The sequence below is a fragment of the Aequorivita sublithincola DSM 14238 genome (assembly GCF_000265385.1).
In the GTDB taxonomy this organism is placed as follows: Bacteria; Bacteroidota; Bacteroidia; order Flavobacteriales; family Flavobacteriaceae; genus Aequorivita; species Aequorivita sublithincola.
In genome coordinates this window covers 2,064,938-2,084,303 of the sequence record NC_018013.1, presented here as the reverse complement: position 1 = coordinate 2,084,303, position 19,366 = coordinate 2,064,938, and the positions used below count along the sequence as shown (strand labels likewise).

The window sequence follows — 19,366 nt, the reverse complement described above, 5'->3', positions numbered from 1 at the left end:
GAAATGAAAAAAAATTGATTGTCAAAATCAATACTACCGAAGACACTGAGATTCTTGAGAACGTAATGCGTCATCTAGATGTTTATGCAAACGAAGAAATTTATGTACTCAATGAAGCACAAATTACGGCTATTGAAGAAGCAAGAGAAGACTATAGAAATGGCCGATTTTTAACAAATGAGGAAGCAAATGCCGAAATTGAAAAATGGCTAAAAGAATAATTTGGTCTCAAACCGCTAACTACGATCGCAAAGAAATCTTGGCTTATTGGAGAAAAAGAACCAATCCAATACCTACAGTTTGAAATTGTTCGAATTATTTAAGGAGTCTGTGGCCGGAATTGCAAAATATCCCGAAATTGGAAAAGCTACGGATACTGAAAAGATAAGACTTATAATCGTTAAGGATTATATGATTTTTAACGAAGTTAGTATTGAAAACATACAAATATTAAGAATCTGGGACAGCAGGCAAAACCCCACCTCCCTGAAATTATAATCATTCATCCTCCCCAATAAATTTTAAGTATAACCTTAAAGTATTGTGGCATGAAATTCATAAACTTCGCGTTTGTAAAGTTTTCGGTTTTCTTGGTGTTGGGTATTCTTGCAGCACACTTCTTCCCGATTTCCACTCTTTCATTAAATTTTCTGTTTGCTCTTTTAGTAGGTGTCTTTGGTTTTTGGCTTTGGGCCAGAAAGCAATTAATCCAAACTGTTTACTTCGGAATTATTACCTATATCTGCTTTTTTACGATTGGTTTTTTTAGTTATCAAATTCGATTGCCGCAGTTCCAGGAGAAACATTACTCGCACTTTATTACAGATGAAACTTCTGAATTACTTCAACTTAAAATCACACAAACATTAAAGGCAGATAAATTCAATTTTAAATATTTTGCTAATGTGAACGCCAAGAATGGCATACCTACGAATGGTAAAATATTGCTTTCTATTTCAAAAGATTCATTGTCCAAATCATTTACAGCAGATGAAATTTTGTTGGTTTACGCATCTATTTCCGAAATTCCGAAACCGCTAAATCCTTACCAATTCGATTATTCAGCATATATAAAATCGCTGGGAGTTTATGACCAATTACGAATTTCAGAGAAAGAAATATTAGAAACTAGTTTAGGAAACCCAACCTTAAAAGGAACAGCTCAAAACTTACGCGCTGCGATAGTTGAAAAATTAAAAAAATCAAAACTGAAAACAGACGAACGCGCCATAATCCAAGCTCTTGTTTTAGGCGAAAAGCGAGACATTGACAAGGATCTTTACAATGAGTATGCAGCTGCTGGAGCAGTACATATATTAGCGGTTTCTGGTCTGCACGTGGGTATCTTGTTTTATATTCTTACCCTACTTTTTAAACCAATTGCTCGTTGGAAATTTGCAATATATTTCCAAGCGATTTCAATTGTGTTGTTGCTTTGGGGATTTGCACTGCTTTCAGGACTTTCGCCATCGGTTACTCGTGCGGTAACAATGTTCAGCTTTTTTGCAGTGGCAAAACTATTTAATAGGGAAACCAATTCCATAAACACTTTGTTTCTTTCGTTTTTAACCTTGCTAATTATTAATCCATTCTGGCTGTTTCAGGTTGGGTTTCAGTTGAGTTATTTGGCTGTATTCTTTATTGTTTGGTTACAACCGCTTTTTTACAAAATCGGCTATTCAAAATACTGGATTGTGCGTAAAGCCTGGACTATTGTTGCAGTTACGCTTTCTGCTCAAATTGGGGTTTTACCGCTGAGTCTTTACTATTTTCATCAATTTCCGGGGTTGTTCTTGTTGACTAATATTGTAGTGCTTCCGTGTTTAACAATACTGATGTTTGGTGGAATTATAATCGTGGTTTTAGCAGCCTTTAATTATCTTCCCGATTGGCTTGCGAACAGCTATAATCTTTTAATTGAATGGCTAAACGGTTTTATTCATTGGGTCGCGGTGCAGGATGAATTTCTATTCAAAAATATACACTTTTCTACCTTGAAGGTTCTTGGAGTTTATCTTTTGATAATTGCCTTAGCGCTATTTCTGAAGAAAATGAATTATCACAGATTCGTCATTTCACTTTTAGCAATTTCAATACTTATAACGATTTTTATTTATGATGAATTCAAAACTTCGGGGAACCAGCTTGTTGTTTTTCAGAAAAGCAAACTGACGTTGCTTGGTTATAAAAACGGAAAGAAGTTGATTGTTTTTAAAAATGATTCATCTAAGAATATTTTCGAAACTTATCCTTTAAAATCATTTAGGGAAGCTGCGAATATCACTACTTATTCCGAAGAAAAGCTGCCTCAAGTTTTTCAATATAACAACAAGAATATATTGATCTTGGATAGTTTGGGAATCTATCCGAAGCGAAATGATATTCACACACTTTTGCTAACAAACAGCCCAAAAATAAACCTCAACCGACTTATTGATAGCTTAAAACCAAAGCAAATTGTGGCGGATGGAAGTAATTATTTTACTTATGTGAAACGCTGGGAACAATCCTGCAAATTAAAAAAGCTCCCGTTTAGCTATACCGCCAAACAAGGAGCTTTCTCAATAGAATAACCAGAATATGAAACCTAAATAGTTATTCTAAAATGTAGGTTTAAAGTTTTTTTGATATTCTTCCCAAGCCTCTGCTGTTGTAACTTTCAAATAATCATCAGACTGTATCATTTTTAGGAAAAGCTCCAGTTGTGGCGGTGTTCTGTAGCCTGGAACTGCCTGAATTATATCTCCATTATCTTTGAAGAAAACAACCGTTGGATAGGCAGTCACTTTCATTGCGTGAGCAAACAGATGTTGGGAGTTTCTTCCTTTTCTCGCTGGATCGTAATTAGGATTTGTATAAACAAAATCTTGATAATCTATTTCCTCCGTTCCTTCAGCATCAAACTTAACGGCGTAATAGTGTTTGTTTACATAGGCAGCAACATTTTTGTCTGAAAAAGTATTTTTATCAAGCATTTTGCAGGGACCGCACCAAGTGGTGTACACGTCCATAAAAATCTTTTTAGGCTCTTTCTTTTGCGCTGCAATAGCTTCATTCATCGTCATCCATTTAATTTCTTGTGAATTAGCGACACCAAAAACCAAAAGCAAAGCAAGTAGTAAAATATTTTTCATCGAATTTCTTTTTTTTTATAAGTTCAAAAATAACAAAACAAAAAGCGTTCCACAAAAAGGAACGCTTTTATTATATAAAGTATTGTATATTAACGAATACCGTGCATTAATTTTTTCAAAACAGGATTTAGCAACATTGAAACGATCCCTACAGCAATTGGTATTAAGGTAAATATTAAAAAGAAAGTTCCCATAGAATATTCTGCTGAAATCTTATCAATCATTCCGCCCATCGTGTTTGCAGCTTTTTGGCCTACAGCAATGGCAAGATACCAAACTCCAAACATAAAGCCAATCATACGTGCTGGCACCAATTTACTTAAATAAGACAATCCTAAAGGAGAAAGGCAAAGCTCGCCCATTGTGTGAAGCAAATACGCCAAAATTAGGAATATCATACTCACTTTCGCAGTCATTGCGCCTGGAGGAATATCTGACGCTCCATATGAAAGTATTGCAAAGCCTAAGCCTAACATAATTAGTCCGATTCCATATTTTACGGCTGCACTTGGGTTATATTTGCTTTCCCACCATTTTGAGAATATAGGAGCCAAAGTAATAATGAAGAAGGAGTTTAGAATACCAAACCAAGTGGCATCCACTTCCAATTCCGTTTGAGCAAACTTATCCATTAATCTAAAAATAACAAGCCCCCAAATACCTATAAAAGCAAGTACAAGCGCAACGTTGGAGAGTGCAATCCTGTTATGCGTTTTCTTAACCAGCAAAAATATTACATACGAGATTATAATTAAAGGAACCGTAGTTAGTAAAGCATCTATAACTTTGAAAATAATAGCGGAGTCACCAGTTAGATTTCTATCGGTATAATCCTGAGCAAAAAGCGTCATGGAACCTAATGATTGTTCAAAAAAGGCAAAAAAGAAAACAGTGAATAATCCGAAGATTGAAACAGCTATTAATCTATCTCGAACAATTGGTAAATAACGTGCAATACGCGTAATCAATAATATTAGGAACATTGCTAATGCAGCGAGAACCACAATGTTTGTTCCGCTCATTCCGCCAATCTCAAAAGGAACTAACGAGGTATCATAGATTTTCTCTAATGGGTCGTTGAAGAGATACAATAAACCTCCAACAGATGATAGAACAATTAAAACATAGTCAAACATCGTGAAAGGGTTCAACTTGATTGGTGCTTCTTCTATTCCGTCTTCACGAAGTTCTGGCGCTTTTTCATTTATATTTTGTGGTATTTCAACTTCGTGTATTTTGGTAGGTTTTGCACCAATGTCACCAAATATTTTACCTGCCAAAAGAAATTGAAGCATTCCAAAGAACATAAAAATACCAGCAAGACCAAAGCCCCAAGACCAACCATAATTTTCGGCTAAGTAACCGCAAAGCATCATTCCAAAGAAAGCACCTGCGTTAACACCCATATAGAAAATAGTGTAAGCACCATCTTTTTTAGACTCTTTGCCTTTATACATTTCAGAAATAATAGAAGTGATATTCGGCTTAAAGAAACCTGTTCCAATAACTAAAAGTGCAAGTCCTAAATAAAAGGAAGCAGTTGTTTCCACAGCCATAGAAGCGTGGCCTAAAGTCATAATTATACAACCAATTACTACCGCCATTCTATAGCCAGTAATTTTATCTGCTATCCATCCACCAATAATCGGAGTTAAGTATAAAAGTGAAGCGTAGGTTCCAATTAGCGCTAGTGCGTGCTCTCTTGGCCAATCCCAACCAGGATTGTCACTCAACAGCGGCGCCGTTAAAAATAGCACTAAAAGAATTCGCATTCCGTAGAACGAAAAACGCTCCCACATTTCAGTAAAGAAAAGTATAAAAAGTCCCGCGGGATGTCCTAAAACTTTGTCTTTAAACAGATTTTCTATATCGGTATTCATTGGTCTATGTTTTGTTTAAAAATATTTCTGAAGTTATTTAGGCTTTGTTGAAATCTGGATCTGCCAATTCATATGGCTCATTGTCGTCATCAATTTCACGTTCGTTGTCTTCTGCGCCGTGGGTTAGGTTTTCCAATTTCTTTCTAACTAACATTACCAATAATCCGAAGACCACACAGAAAATTGCAATTCCTGTAAAAACTGTATATTCTCCTAAATCTGAAGCAGATTCTCCAAGCAATCCAGCTACTTTATTTCCAAAACCAGTCATTGCAAAATAAACCCCCATCATAAGAGAAGCATATTTTAGCGGTGCCAATTTGGTAATATAGGAAAGTGCAACTGGCGACAAACATAATTCTCCAACTGTATGAAATAAGTAAGCAGCAACCAACCAGTACATTGCAGAAGAGCCTTCACTATTAAACTGTGCAGCAGCACCTGTCATAAAGAAGAAACCGGCACCCATAATTATCAACCCTATACACATTTTAAAGAGAGAAGTTGAAATCTTTCCTTTCAGTTTTCTATGCGCCCAATAAGCTGCAACACTTGTTCCTAAAAGAATAATGAAAAGGGCGTTCAAAGATTGAAACCAAGAAGCTGGTACTTCCCAACCCATAAGCATTCTGTTGGTTTTTTCAGAAGCATAAATATTCATTAAACCTCCTGCTTGTTCAAAAGCTCCCCAGAATACAATTACCAGAATGAAAGAAATAAACAATACAATCATTCTATCTTTTTCAATTTTTGAAAGTGGTCTTTGCATTGCCGCTTTTTCTTCAGGATCCATTGATTTATTTGTATTATTCCCTACATATTTCAAATGTTTTTGTCCTGCCAAATATTGAATTAAACCTAAAAGCATTCCTATTGCTGCAAGTCCAAAACCATAATGCCATCCGTAAACTTCACCTACATATCCTACAATTAAACTTGAAAGGAAAGCGCCAACGTTTATACCAATATAAAATATGGTGAAACCTTTGTCTCTTCTAATATCCCCAGCCTTGTAAAGACCTCCAACCATTGTTGAAATGTTGGGCTTTAGCATTCCTACACCAGCAATGATGAGACCAAGACCTGTGTAAAATGCCCACATTGCCTGAATAGAAAGAATTCCGTGACCTGCAACAAGTAATATTCCACCAACAAGTACAGACTGTTTTTGTCCTAAAAATTTATCCGCAATCCAACCTCCTGGAATGGAAGCTACATAAACTAACATTGTATACGTTCCATAAAGCGAAAGCGCATCACCATTAGTCCAACCCAAACCTGGGTTACCGCTAGATGCTTCAGCTACCAAATAAAGCACCAAAATGGCGCGCATTCCATAGTAGGAAAAACGTTCCCACATTTCGGTAAAAAACAGAATGTAAAGACCTACCGGATGACCGAATAATTCCTTTTGTTTTTGATATTGAAGTGATTCTGACATAAGATTGAATTATTAATTATTAATTAGTTAGTGTTGATTGTTATAAGTTCGTTTTAATATAATCGGTCATTAAAGTATAAAGATGCAAACGTGTATTTCCACCATAAATACTGTGGTTTTTATCAGGATAAATGCGCCAGTCAAACTTTTTATTAGCTTGTACTAAAGCTTCAATCAAGCGCATGCTGTTTTGTACGTGTACATTATCATCCGCAGTGCCGTGAACCAATAGAAATTTTCCTTTTAATCCATTAACGTGCGAAAGCGGTGAATTTTCATCATATCCCGAAGCATTTTCTTGCGGAGTTTGCATATAACGCTCGGTATAAACACTGTCATAAAACCTCCAGCTTGTAACGGGAGCAACGGCAATGGCCATCTCAAAAGTATCAGGCGCTTGAAACAATGCGTTTGAAGACATAAAACCACCATAGCTCCAACCCCAAATTCCTGTTCTTGAAGCATCAATGTATGGTAACTCACTTAGTTTTTTTGCAACTGCTACTTGGTCTTCCACTTCATATTTACCCAATTCTTTCTGAGTCATTTTTTTGAAATCTCTTCCTTTATACCCTGTTCCACGACCGTCCACGCAAGCGATTATAATATCTTGATCGTTTGCTAGCATTTGGTGCCAGTAATCATTCGAACCTATCCAACTATTCGCAACTTGCTGCGATCCTGGCCCAGAATATTGAAACATAAACAGTGGATATTGCTTTGTTTCATCAAAATCCAAGGGCTTTATCATATACATATTCAAGTCTTCACCATTTATATTTATGGTTGAAAACTCTTTGGGGGAAATTCTATAGGAAGATAAACGATTCTTTAAATCGTTGTTATTTTTTATTTCACGAAGTTGCTTTCCTGTTTTTGCTTCATTAAGCGTAAAAACATATGGCGTATTGGCATCTGAAAAAGAACCAATATAATATGTGTAGTCCGCACTGAAATCTGCAGCATTTGTTCCAGTTTTCTGAGATAATCTCACTTTATTTTTTCCCGAAGGAAGAATGGAATATACATCACGATTTATGTTTCCGTTCTCTGTACTTTGATAATAAACTCTTCCAGTGTTTTGATCGAAACCGTAATAATTGGTAACTTCCCAAGGACCTTTGGTAACTTGGTTTAACAATTTTCCGTTTTTGTCGTACTGATAAATATGGTTCCAACCATCCTTTTCACTGGTCCAAAAGAAACTGTTGTTATTAAGGAAAGTTAAGTTGTCTGTCACATCTACATAAGCAGCATCTTTTTCCTCTAGAATCAATTTTGAAGTATTATTAGAGGCATCCACAAAAACCAAATCCAACACATTTTGATGACGGTTGGTCAATTGTACACTTAACCGATTGTTATCTTCCGTCCAAAGCAATCTAGGAATGTAGTAACGATTGTATTTTGAAAGATCTACTTCAGAAGTTTTTCCGCTGCTTAAATCATAAAGTTGCAAGGAAACTTTGGAATTGTTTTCGCCAGCTTTCGGATATTTAAAAGTATCGGCAGTAGGATACAAATCAGTACCATATATATCCATAGTGTATTCTGGAACTTCGGTTTCGTCAAATTTTATGTAAGCAAGTTTATCGCCGTTTTTGCTCCATTCAAAAGCGCGAACAAAGGCGAATTCTTCTTCATAAACCCAATCTGTAATACCGTTGATGATGCTGTTCTTCTTGCCATCTGTGGTTATTTTTTTGGTTTCATCTAAAGTCAAATCTTTAATATAAAGATTGTTTTCAAAACCATAAGCAATCTTGCTACCATCATTGCTGAAAGTAGGTTCTTGAATTTTATTAGTTGAAACTAGACTAAAATCCTTAGTTTTTACATCATAAACATAATAGGTTCCAAGGGAAGAACGACGGTAGATTTGCTTCAATTCAGTTGAAAAAAGGATTTTCGTTTCGTCTTTATTGAATTCATAGGAAATAACGAAATCTATTCCTTTTAAATCTTTACTATTAAGAAGCGTCCGAACCTTTTCCCCGCTCTTATAGTCGAAAACATCAACGGTTGAAGCTTTGTTTTGTCTATCGTAATTCAAAACAGCGTATTCCTTACCATTGTTTAAAGAACGAAGAACATCCAAACCTTGGGTTCGGAAAGCTCCGCTCCAAATTTCTTCAAGAGTTATGTCTTTCTGTTGTGCAGTAAGTGTTGGAAAAGCTGTTAAAAACAGCAATAAAAAAGCTAGGGAGTTAAATCTTTTCAAAGTGTTAAAATTTTGCTACGCCAAGTTTACTAATTTTTTGTGAAAGTGGTAGCGGTTTTTGTGTTAAATAAGGCTTTGTAACAATTATTAATAGGAATAACAATTAGTTACAATTGCTTAAAAATTGCACACTTCCTGAAATTTGAAAAATAGACTCTTGAGAACTAAAATTTTAAGCTAATCTCTCACTAAAGGCATAGTAGTGCAGCGCAGTAAACCCTCTTGTTTAGAGATTTCAGCGTAAGGAACTTCTTCCACGATAAAACCTTGTTCACGAAGCCAAGTATTCAAGCGAGTAAAGTTTTTTTCTGAGATGACAACATCGGGAGAAATAGAAAATATATTACTATTCATATTGTACATTTCCTGCTTTGTAATATGAAAACAATTGGCTTTTCCGAAGAAATCAATAAGCCATTCATATTCTTCTTTCACTAAAAATCCTTCCTTGTGAATGATTACTTTTCCTTTCCCCAAAGGCTGAAAACAACAATCCAAATGCAGGGCATTATCTTCAGCAACCGTGTTGCTTTTTCTCAAGCTGAATGGCTTCACTTTTTTATGTGGAAAGAGCTTTTGAAGATGATTAACACCTTTCATATTTGTACGTGCAGTTATAAAACTAGAGTAATCTTCTCCATAATAAGTGCCTACAAAAATATAATCTCCCCACGGCATTACATCACCACCTTCAATATGTGCATCTTCAGGAAATTCAATAATTTTGGACGGATCTATTTCTTCAATGACTGAATGAATAGCATCTATTTCTTTACTTCTATCGTCGAGTATATTGGCTTTTATAAATTTGTCTTCAATTACAAAAGCAATATCGCGCGAGAAAATTTGGTTGTAATCTTTTATAGAATCTGGTCTAAAAACCTTTACGTCGTATTTTTTGAAAACAGCAGCAACTGCGGCCATTTCCTTAACCATGTCTTCATCTTTGGGATATGTTCCAGCTTTTATATGCTCGGCAGATTTAGGATCGTAGGCATCCTCAAGTTTTGGTACTGGGCCATTACTGTCTGCTCTTCCAAGTACTACGGCTCTTAACCACGAAACTTCGTCGTTTATGTTTAATTTTATCATAATAGCAAATATAAAAAAAGCACTCCGATACCGAAATGCTTTTAATTATATAAAAATAAGTATTTATCTTTTTTCTACTGGCACAAAATCGCGAAGGGTTTCCCCAACGTATATTTGACGTGGACGACCTATCGGTTCCTTGTTCAAACGCATTTCTCTCCATTGTGCAATCCAACCCGGCAAACGACCGAGGGCGAACATTGGAGTGAACATTTCAACAGGAATTCCTAACGCTCTGTAAATAATTCCTGAGTAGAAATCTACGTTTGGATATAGTTTTCTTTCTACAAAATATTGATCTTCCAAAGCTTCTTTTTCTAACGCTTTTGCAATATCCAGAATTTCATCGTCTATTCCTAAATTATCTAAAAGATCATCTGCTGCTTTTTTGATAATTTTTGCACGTGGGTCAAAGTTTTTATAAACTCTATGTCCAAACCCCATCAAACGGAAAGGATCATTTTTGTCTTTCGCTTTTGCCATAAATTTTTTGGTGTCACCACCATCTTCTTTAATAGCTTCCAGCATTTCAATTACCGCTTGATTAGCTCCTCCGTGAAGAGGACCCCATAAAGCTGCAATTCCAGCTGAAATAGAAATAAACAAACCTGCATGAGAAGATCCAACAATACGCACTGTTGAAGTGGAACAATTCTGCTCGTGATCTGCGTGAAGAATTAATAATTTATCTAAGGCTTCTAATACAGTTTGGTTGGTAGTATACTCTCCACTAGGTTTCTTAAACATCATTTTAAGGAAGTTGTCTACATAACCTAAAGAATCTCCACCGTAATCTAGCGGAAGTCCCATTCGCTTTCTATAAGTCCAAGCCGTTAAAACTGGGAATTTCCCAAGAATTTTTACAATGGCCTTATACATATCTTCTTCGCTATCCACATTTACGGACGAAGGGTTGAAAGCCACCAAAGCAGAAGTCAGTGAAGACAAAACACCCATTGGGTGCGCCGCTTTTGGAAAGCCATCTAAAATTCTTTTCACATCCTCATCAACGTGAGATTGTGCTTTAATATCTGTGTGAAATTTATCGAGCTCAACTTTCGTAGGTAATTCGCCAAAAATAAGAAGGTAACAAACCTCTAAGAAATGAGCCTTTTCTGCAAGTTCCTCAATTGCATAACCTCGGTATCGTAATACTCCTTTTTCGCCATCCAAAAACGTTATAGCACTTTCGCAGGCGCCCGTGTTTTTGTATCCAGGATCTAAAGTAACAACCCCGTTGGTGTCGCTTCGCAGACTTTTTATGTCTATACCTAATTCATTTTCAGTTCCTTCCACTACGGGAAATTCGTATTTTTTACCATCTATCTCGAGGGTCGCCATCTTTGCCATAAAATATTGTGTGTTTTAATTTATTCGGAAATGCTAATTTACAAAATTCTGAGCAATTTTTTTTAACAATTCGCAGTTATATTAGGTTAAAAAAACCTTAAATCATCAGTTATACCGTCGAATTTCCAAATATAAAAAAACCCCGCCATTGGCGAGGTTTTTCAACTTATTGATTATTAGCTATATTTTGAAAGCATTGTGCTGTGGAAAATAAGCAACTTCGCCCAATTGTTCTTCTATTCTGAGCAATTGATTGTATTTCGCCATTCTATCACTTCTTGAAGCAGAGCCGGTTTTTATTTGTCCGCAATTAAGAGCAACTGCAAGATCGGCAATAGTATTATCTTCGGTTTCTCCACTTCGATGACTCATTACTGAAGTATAGCCAGCATTGTGCGCCATATTTACTGCTGCAATAGTTTCAGTCAATGTTCCAATTTGATTCACTTTTATAAGAATTGAATTGGCTATTTTTTCTGAAATACCTCTAGAAAGAATTTCTACATTGGTCACGAAAATATCATCACCCACTAATTGTACTTTATGTCCTATTTTTTCGGTGAGATATTTCCAACCTTCCCAATCGTTTTCGTCCATACCATCTTCTACTGAAATTATGGGGTATTTCTCGCAAAGCTCAGCCAAATAATCTCCCTGTTCTTTCGATGTTCTAATTTTTCCCTTTTCGCCTTCAAATTTGGTGTAATCGTACTTTTTCTTAACATAAAATTCTGAAGCAGCACAATCTAAGGCAATCATTACATCGTCCCCTAATTTATAACCAGCTTTTTTAGTCGCTTTTGCAATGGTTTCCAAAGCATCTTCAGTTCCGTCCAACGTTGGTGCAAAACCACCTTCATCACCCACGGCAGTACTTAAACCACGGTCGTGCAATACTTTTTTAAGGTTGTGGAAAATCTCCGAACCCATTTGCATTGCGTGTGCGAAGTTTTTGGCTTTTACGGGCATCACCATAAATTCCTGAAAAGCGATTGGCGCATCACTGTGTGAACCTCCGTTAATAATATTCATCATTGGTACTGGTAGCGTTTTCGCACTCACACCGCCCACGTAACGATACAATGGCATCCCAAGTTCATTGGCAGCAGCTTTTGCAGCGGCTAATGAAACGCCAAGAATAGCGTTCGCTCCAAGTTTTGATTTGTTTTTGGTTCCATCCAAATCAATCATTGTTTTGTCTATCAGTTCTTGTTCAAAAACTGAAACACCTAAAAGTGTACCAGCAATTTTACCGTTTACGTTTTCAACAGCTTTTAATACGCCTTTGCCCATATAAGCTTTTCCGCCATCACGAAGTTCTACGGCTTCGTGTTCGCCAGTTGAAGCTCCAGAAGGTACTGCGGCACGACCCATAAAACCGTTTTCTGTGATTACGTCAACTTCTATTGTTGGGTTTCCTCTAGAGTCAAAAATTTGTCTGGCATTGATGTCGATGATGATACTCATTGGTTTAGTATTTATTGTGATTATATATTATCTAAAAAAAACCTGACAGGTTTTGGAAACCTGTCAGGTTTAAATTTATACCGTTTGTAATTTATGTTTTTCTATACTTTCAATAAACTGATCAAAAAGATATGAAGCATCGTGCGGCCCAGGACTAGCTTCAGGATGGTATTGTACTGAAAACGCTGGTTTGTTTTTCAAACGAATTCCTGCTGCGGTATGATCGTTTAGATGTTCGTGAGTAATTTCAATATTAGGATTGGCTTCAGCTTCTTCTCTATTGATGGCAAAACCGTGATTTTGTGAAGTTATTTCACCTTTACCGGTAATAAGGTTCATCACAGGATGGTTAATTCCTCGGTGGCCGTTGTGCATTTTATAAGTTGAAACTCCGTTTGCCAAAGCCAGCATTTGGTGCCCTAAACAGATTCCAAACATTGGTAATTCTTTTTCTAAAATGGTTTTTACAACTTCAATAGCGCTGGTTAAAGGTTCTGGATCGCCAGGACCGTTGGAAATAAAATATCCATCAGGGCTAAAAGCTTCCATATCTGAAAAAGATGCGTTGTATGGAAATACTTTAATGTAGCAATCACGTTCGGCAAGTCTGCGGAGAATGTTCATTTTTATACCTAAATCCAAAGCTGAAACTTTATACTTCGCGTTCTCATTTCCGAAGAAATAAGGTTCTTTTGTCGAAACTTTTGAAGCGAGTTCCAAACCATTCATATCTGGAACGGCTGCCAGTTGTTTTTTAAGCCCTTCAATATTATCAACTTCTGTTGAAATAACAGCGTTCATTGCGCCATTATCGCGAATGTAGCTTACCAAAGCGCGCGTATCAACATCGCTGATTGCGAGTAGGTTATTTCTATTTATAAATTCTTCTAAAGAATCATCTGCCGCATCACGGGAATAATGATAACTGAAATTACGAACCACCAAACCTGCAATTTTAACTCCTTGAGATTCTACTTCTTCTTTGTTGGTACCGTAATTCCCGATGTGGGCATTGGTGGCAACCATAATCTGCCCGAAATAGGAAGGATCTGTAAAAATCTCTTGATAACCCGTCATTCCAGTGTTGAAACAAACTTCGCCGAAGGCTGAACCTTCTTTGTTTGCAACCGCTTTTCCGTAGAAAATGGTTCCGTCTGCTAGTAAAATAAGTGCTTTTTTTCGTGTTTGGTATTTCATTATTTTGAAGGGTTTCTGGTTTCTGGTCTCAAGTTTCAGGTTAAAAGCATCCGTCTTCGAGCATCCAGCTTTTCCAAATTCTTTGCAAAAATAGTATAAAAAAAAGGGATAAACGAAAACGCTTATCCCTTTGTTGATTAATGAATCAAATTCATTTATTCTTCTTCTTTCTTTGCTTCTTTTTCAGCTTTTGCTGGAGCGGCTTTCACAGCAGGCGCAGCAGCTTCAGTTCCGGCAGCGCTTCCACGACGACTTCTACGAGTAGTTTTCTTCTTGGTAGCTTTTCCTGCGTTATAAATTTCGTTGAAATCTACAAGCTCTATCATTGCCATATCTGCGTTATCACCTAGACGATTACCCAATTTAATAATACGAGTGTATCCTCCTGGACGATCACCAACTTTTGGCGCAACAGTTCTGAAAAGTTCTGCAACTGCATCTTTTTGACGCATTTTAGCAAAACACAACCGACGGTTTTGCGTAGTATCTTCCTTAGATTTTGTTACTAATGGCTCTACAAATTGTTTCAACGCTTTTGCTTTTGCAACAGTTGTGTTAATACGTTTGTGCTCAATAAGTGAACAAGCCATGTTTGCCAACATTGAATGTCTGTGGGCAGTTTTTCTTCCTAAGTGGTTTATTTTTTTTCCGTGTCTCATGACATTTTTGTTTTCATCATCTTGCTACAAGATCCGTTCTTCGGAGAGCAAATTATGATGGGTTAAATTTATTTTAGATTTACGATTTTAGATTTACGATTTCAGCATTCTGAAATCGTAAATCCGAAATCCTCTAGTCTTTATCTAATTTATATTTTGCAAGATCCATTCCGAAGTTCAGGCCTTTCACGTTTACAAGCTCTTCAAGCTCAGTAAGCGATTTTTTACCGAAGTTACGGAACTTCATCAAGTCATTTTTGTTGAAAGAAACAAGATCTCCCAATGTATCAACTTCTGCAGCTTTCAAACAGTTTAGCGCACGAACTGAAAGGTCCATATCTACTAATTTTGTTTTAAGCAACTGACGCATATGAAGGGATTCTTCATCATACGTTTCAGTTTGCGCAATCTCATCGGCCTCCAAAGTAATGCGCTCATCGCTGAACAACATAAAGTGGTGAATCAATGTTTTTGCAGCTTCAGTTAAAGCATCTTTTGGATGAATAGATCCGTCTGTAACGATTTCGAAAACTAATTTTTCGTAATCTGTTTTTTGCTCTACACGGAAGTTTTCAATGCTGTACTTCACATTTTTTATTGGTGTGTAGATAGAATCTGTAAAGATGGTTCCCAAAGGAGCATTCGCTTTTTTGTTCTCTTCAGCAGGAACATAACCACGACCTTTTTCGATAGTAATTTCGAAATTAAGGCTCACTTTTTTGTCCATGTTGCAAAGAACCATTTCTGGATTCAATACTTGAAAACCTGAAATGAATTTTTGGAAATCTCCTGCCTTTAACTGATCTTTTCCAGACATTGAAATAGTAACGGTTTCATTATCTATCTCGTCTATTTGTCTTTTGAAACGAACTTGTTTAAGGTTCAAAATAATTTCGGTAACATCTTCTACTACTCCAGCGATGGTAGAAAATTCGTGATCCACGCCTTCGATGCGAACCGAAGTAATGGCGAATCCTTCCAAAGAGGAAAGTAATACGCGTCTTAATGCGTTACCAACGGTAAGTCCGTAACCTGGTTCCAAAGGACGAAATTCAAATTTCCCTTCGAAATCGGTAGAATTTACCATTATAACTTTATCAGGCTTCTGAAAACTAAATACTGCCATAATTGACTTTCTGTGTTTTAATTATTTAGAATATAATTCAACGATCAATTGCTCATTGATGTTTTCTGTAATTTGGATACGCTCAGGAATAGAAACAAATGTTCCTTCCTTTTTCTCGCCGTTCCAAGTAATCCACTCGTAAACATGGTTTGCGTTTGCTAATGAATCGTTGATTGCGCTAAGAGATTTTGATTTCTCTCTAACACCCACTACATCTCCAGCTTTTAACTGGTAAGATGGAATGTTTACTTTTTCACCATTAACGGTGATATGACGGTGAGAAACCAATTGTCTAGCACCGGAGCGACTTGGGGAAATTCCCATTCTGTACACTACGTTATCTAAACGTGACTCACACAATTGAAGCAATACGGCACCGGTAATTCCTGGAGCTGCTGTTGCTTTTTTAAACATATTTCTGAACTGACGCTCCAAAATACCATACATGTATTTTGTTTTTTGCTTTTCCATTAACTGGATTGCGTATTCAGATTTTTTTCCACGACGACGTGCGTTACCGTGTTGCCCTGGAGGGTAGTTTCTTTTTTCGAAAGATTTATCATCTCCGAAGATTGCTTCCCCGAACTTACGAGCGATTTTTGTTTTTGGACCAGTATATCTTGCCATTTCTTAGATTTTTGTTTTTAATGAAACCAAATTAAGGTCTTAAGTTAATCCTTTGGTTTGTATTGATAGTAGGCGCGCGATTAATCGCGCGCCTACATTGATATATAAATTATACTCTACGACGTTTTGGAGGACGGCATCCGTTGTGCGGCATTGGAGTAACATCGATAATTTCTGTTACTTCAATTCCTGCATTGTGGATGGAACGTATTGCAGATTCTCTACCGTTTCCTGGCCCTTTTACGTAAACTTTTACTTTGCGTAATCCGGCGTCGTGTGCAACTTTTGCGCAATCTTCTGATGCTAATTGAGCTGCATAAGGAGTATTTTTCTTTGATCCACGGAAACCCATTTTACCGGCTGAGGACCAAGAGATAACATCTCCACCTTTATTTGTTAACGATACGATAATGTTGTTGAAGGAAGCAGTAATATGTGCTTCACCAACAGATTCAACATTAACCTTGCGTTTTTTAACTGTTTTTGTAGTCTTAGACGTTGTCTTTGCCATAACTCTAGGTTTTATTTAGTTGCTTTTTTCTTGTTAGCAACAGTTTTACGTTTTCCTTTTCTTGTACGAGAGTTATTCTTAGTACGTTGTCCTCTTAAAGGAAGACCCGATCTGTGACGAATACCTCTGTAACAACCAATATCCATTAAGCGTTTAATACTTAATTGAACTTCACTACGTAATTCACCTTCGATTTTGAAAGATCCAACAGCATCACGAATAGCACCGATTTCATCATCGTTCCATTCACTTACTTTTTTGTCTTCGTTAACCTCGGCTTTTTTCAGAATATCTTGGGCACGGCTTTTACCGATTCCGAAGATATACGTTAACGCGATTACACCCCTTTTGTGCTTCGGGATATCTACACCTGCGATTCTTGCCATAACTTATCCTTGTCTTTGTTTGAACTTTGGGTTCTTTTTGTTAATTACATATAATCTGCCTTTTCTGCGTACAATCTTGCAGTCGGCACTTCTTTTCTTTACGGATGCTCTAACTTTCATCTGTTCTTGTTTATTATTTATTATTCAATGAACCGTGAGGTTCGTCCCGATAGTTATCGGGATTAATATCTGTATGTTATTCTCGCTTTCGTCAAGTCGTAAGGACTCATTTCAAGCTTTACTTTATCTCCTGGCAACAATTTAATGTAGTGCATTCGCATTTTACCAGAAATATGTGCCGTAACAACGTGACCGTTTTCTAGTTCCACACGGAACATTGCGTTTGATAGTGCTTCCACTATACTACCATCTTGTTCTATTGCGCTTTGTTTTGCCATTTAATAAATCGTCTATTCTTTATTGTTATTATTAATACATTCAACTGCGACTGTAAACTTATTTTTAAGCTACCGCTTTTCTGTTTTTCCCGCTTTTCATCAATCCATCATAATGACGGTTCAATAAATATGAGTTTATTTGCTGCATAGTATCTATAGCCACACCTACCATAATTAGAAGTGAAGTACCACCATAAAATAATGCCCAACCTTGCTGGATTCCCATCAACTTTACCACAAAGGCCGGAGAAATTGCAATCAAAGCTAAAAAGACAGAACCTGGAAGTGTTATTTGAGACATAATTTTGTCTAAATACTCCGCAGTTTGTGATCCTGGTTTGATACCTGGAATAAAACCACCACTACGTTTAAGGTCGTCCGCCATTTTATTGGTTGGAACCGTGATGGCCGTATAGAAGTAGGTAAATATGATAATCAAAACAGCGAAAACCAAATTGTACCAGAATCCAAAGATATCACTAAATGTAGCCTGAATACCTTGTGCCATATCGCTATCAGAAAGACTTGCAACCGCTGAAGGTACAAACATAATTGCTTGCGCAAAGATGATTGGCATTACTCCAGAAGCATTCAACTTTAATGGAATGAACTGACGCGCTCCAAAAATATTCTTTTCATAGCCTCCGCTTGCTGTTCTTCTTGCATATTGAACAGGTATCTTACGCACTGCCATTACCAACATAATTGATAGTAATATAATTACGAACCAGATAACCAATTCAATAAGAATCATAATCAAACCTCCATTTGATTCCATTACTCTTGAAACAAATTCCTGTGCAAAAGATTGTGGTAAACGTGCAATGATACCAACCATAATAAGTATGGAAATACCGTTACCAATACCTTTATCGGTAATCTTTTCACCCAACCACATTGCAAAAATTGTTCCAGTTACCAGTATTATTACTGAAGAGAAGTAGAACATAAAACTTTGTCCCATTATGAAAGCTTCTGCTGGCACTCCCATTGCTGGAAGACCTGCAAGATAACTTGGCGCTTGTACCAAACAGATACCGATGGTTAACCAACGGGTAATCTGGTTGATTTTTTTACGACCACTTTCTCCTTCTTTCTGTAATTTCTGAAGATAAGGAACAGCAATCTGCATCAATTGAACCACAATAGAAGCAGAAATGTATGGCATAATACCCAATGCAAAAACAGAAGCATTGGCAAAAGCCCCTCCAGTAAATGCGTTTAGCAATCCACCAATACCACCGGCATTAAATTGACCTGCAAACTGTGCTAGCATATCTGCATCAATACCTGGCAATACTACTTGTGCACCAAAACGGTATACCAAAAGCATTCCCAAAGTAAGCAAGATGCGATTACGCAACTCTTCTATATTCCAAACGTTTTTTAAGGTATCAATAAATTTCATCCTTATCTTTTGTTACAATGTTACTACTTCACCTCCAGCAGCTTCAATAGCTTCTTTTGCTGAGGCAGTGAACTTGTGTGCAGATACTTTTAATTTTGCCTTTAACTCTCCTCTTCCTAAAATCTTCACCATTTCATTCTTTCCAGCAAGACCTAAACCAAATAAGGTTACAAAGTCAACGGCATCATTTATTTTCTTGTCGTCAACCAATTGTTGTAGGGTATCAATGTTGATACCTTTATACTCCTTACGGTTGATGTTTGTAAATCCAAACTTAGGTACACGACGTTGTAGGGGCATTTGTCCACCTTCAAATCCAATTTTCTTGGAATAACCTGAACGTGATTTTGCTCCTTTATGTCCACGGGTAGCAGTGCCACCTTTTCCAGAACCTTGTCCGCGACCTACTCGCTTGCCTTGATTTTTCACCGATCCAGCGGCGGGTTGTAAGTTACTTAAATCCATTTTT

20 protein-coding genes are annotated in these 19,366 nt (G+C 36.8%); 3 read left to right on the top strand and 17 right to left on the bottom strand.

Annotation, left to right across the window (positions count from 1 at the left end; all coding sequences use genetic code 11):
• The first annotated feature begins 14 nt into the window (after positions 1-14).
• From AEQSU_RS09625 to AEQSU_RS09615, 3 genes are read left to right on the top strand one after another with little or no spacing between them, the layout of a single operon-like run.
• A complete protein-coding gene (locus AEQSU_RS09625; RefSeq protein WP_014782671.1) occupies positions 15-221 on the top strand; it encodes a hypothetical protein in 207 nt (68 codons plus the stop codon).
• A gap of 46 nt (positions 222-267) precedes the next feature.
• Positions 268-498, top strand: coding sequence for a type II toxin-antitoxin system RelE/ParE family toxin (locus AEQSU_RS09620; protein ID WP_157429270.1), 231 nt, complete (start codon positions 268-270; stop codon positions 496-498).
• Between the two features lie 50 nt (positions 499-548).
• Positions 549-2,573, top strand: coding sequence for a ComEC/Rec2 family competence protein (locus AEQSU_RS09615; RefSeq protein ID WP_014782670.1), 2,025 nt, complete (start codon positions 549-551; stop codon positions 2,571-2,573).
• Between the two features lie 27 nt (positions 2,574-2,600).
• Here the strand turns inward: AEQSU_RS09615 and AEQSU_RS09610 are convergent, their stop codons facing one another.
• The 17 genes from AEQSU_RS09610 to rplO form a co-directional block, all read right to left on the bottom strand.
• Positions 2,601-3,134: a thioredoxin family protein gene (locus AEQSU_RS09610; protein WP_014782669.1), complete on the bottom strand. Its 534-nt coding sequence runs from the start codon at positions 3,132-3,134 to the stop codon at positions 2,601-2,603.
• Between the two features lie 89 nt (positions 3,135-3,223).
• Positions 3,224-5,014 (bottom strand): peptide MFS transporter, encoded by a 1,791-nt coding sequence (locus AEQSU_RS09605; RefSeq protein ID WP_014782668.1) that lies wholly within the window; start codon positions 5,012-5,014, stop codon positions 3,224-3,226.
• 37 nt (positions 5,015-5,051) lie between these two features.
• The gene (locus AEQSU_RS09600; RefSeq protein WP_014782667.1) at positions 5,052-6,455 is read right to left on the bottom strand and encodes a peptide MFS transporter; all 1,404 of its coding nucleotides are present in this window, start codon (positions 6,453-6,455) and stop codon (positions 5,052-5,054) included.
• 40 nt (positions 6,456-6,495) lie between these two features.
• A complete protein-coding gene (locus AEQSU_RS09595; RefSeq protein ID WP_014782666.1) occupies positions 6,496-8,676 on the bottom strand; it encodes a S9 family peptidase in 2,181 nt (726 codons plus the stop codon).
• Between the two features lie 177 nt (positions 8,677-8,853).
• Complete coding sequence (locus tag AEQSU_RS09590) at positions 8,854-9,768, bottom strand: dimethylarginine dimethylaminohydrolase family protein (RefSeq protein WP_014782665.1); 915 nt, start codon at positions 9,766-9,768, stop codon at positions 8,854-8,856.
• A gap of 63 nt (positions 9,769-9,831) precedes the next feature.
• Positions 9,832-11,118 (bottom strand): citrate synthase, encoded by a 1,287-nt coding sequence (locus AEQSU_RS09585; protein WP_014782664.1) that lies wholly within the window; start codon positions 11,116-11,118, stop codon positions 9,832-9,834.
• Between the two features lie 180 nt (positions 11,119-11,298).
• Positions 11,299-12,585, bottom strand: coding sequence for a phosphopyruvate hydratase (gene eno, locus AEQSU_RS09580; protein ID WP_014782663.1), 1,287 nt, complete (start codon positions 12,583-12,585; stop codon positions 11,299-11,301).
• A gap of 75 nt (positions 12,586-12,660) precedes the next feature.
• Positions 12,661-13,782: a glutamine-hydrolyzing carbamoyl-phosphate synthase small subunit gene (gene carA, locus AEQSU_RS09575; protein ID WP_014782662.1), complete on the bottom strand. Its 1,122-nt coding sequence runs from the start codon at positions 13,780-13,782 to the stop codon at positions 12,661-12,663.
• A gap of 155 nt (positions 13,783-13,937) precedes the next feature.
• On the bottom strand, positions 13,938-14,441 hold the full coding sequence (gene rplQ, locus AEQSU_RS09570; RefSeq protein WP_014782661.1) for a 50S ribosomal protein L17: 504 nt from the start codon (positions 14,439-14,441) through the stop codon (positions 13,938-13,940).
• 133 nt (positions 14,442-14,574) lie between these two features.
• Positions 14,575-15,567 (bottom strand): DNA-directed RNA polymerase subunit alpha, encoded by a 993-nt coding sequence (locus AEQSU_RS09565; protein ID WP_014782660.1) that lies wholly within the window; start codon positions 15,565-15,567, stop codon positions 14,575-14,577.
• A 21-nt stretch (positions 15,568-15,588) separates the two neighbouring features.
• On the bottom strand, positions 15,589-16,194 hold the full coding sequence (gene rpsD / locus AEQSU_RS09560) for a 30S ribosomal protein S4 (RefSeq protein ID WP_014782659.1): 606 nt from the start codon (positions 16,192-16,194) through the stop codon (positions 15,589-15,591).
• Between the two features lie 109 nt (positions 16,195-16,303).
• Positions 16,304-16,705 carry a 30S ribosomal protein S11 gene (gene rpsK, locus AEQSU_RS09555; protein WP_014782658.1) on the bottom strand — a complete coding sequence of 134 codons (402 nt, stop codon included), beginning with the start codon at positions 16,703-16,705 and terminating at the stop codon, positions 16,304-16,306.
• An 11-nt stretch (positions 16,706-16,716) separates the two neighbouring features.
• Positions 16,717-17,091: a 30S ribosomal protein S13 gene (gene rpsM, locus AEQSU_RS09550; protein WP_014782657.1), complete on the bottom strand. Its 375-nt coding sequence runs from the start codon at positions 17,089-17,091 to the stop codon at positions 16,717-16,719.
• Between the two features lie 3 nt (positions 17,092-17,094).
• Complete coding sequence (gene ykgO / locus AEQSU_RS16370) at positions 17,095-17,211, bottom strand: type B 50S ribosomal protein L36 (protein ID WP_009779203.1); 117 nt, start codon at positions 17,209-17,211, stop codon at positions 17,095-17,097.
• A gap of 62 nt (positions 17,212-17,273) precedes the next feature.
• Positions 17,274-17,489, bottom strand: a complete 216-nt coding sequence (gene infA / locus AEQSU_RS09545) for a translation initiation factor IF-1 (RefSeq protein WP_014782656.1) — start codon at positions 17,487-17,489, stop codon at positions 17,274-17,276.
• 64 nt (positions 17,490-17,553) lie between these two features.
• Entirely contained in the window at positions 17,554-18,897 is a 1,344-nt protein-coding gene (gene secY, locus AEQSU_RS09540) for a preprotein translocase subunit SecY (RefSeq protein ID WP_014782655.1), read from the bottom strand.
• A 12-nt stretch (positions 18,898-18,909) separates the two neighbouring features.
• Complete coding sequence (rplO, locus tag AEQSU_RS09535; protein WP_014782654.1) at positions 18,910-19,362, bottom strand: 50S ribosomal protein L15; 453 nt, start codon at positions 19,360-19,362, stop codon at positions 18,910-18,912.
• Positions 19,363-19,366 lie beyond the last annotated feature (4 nt).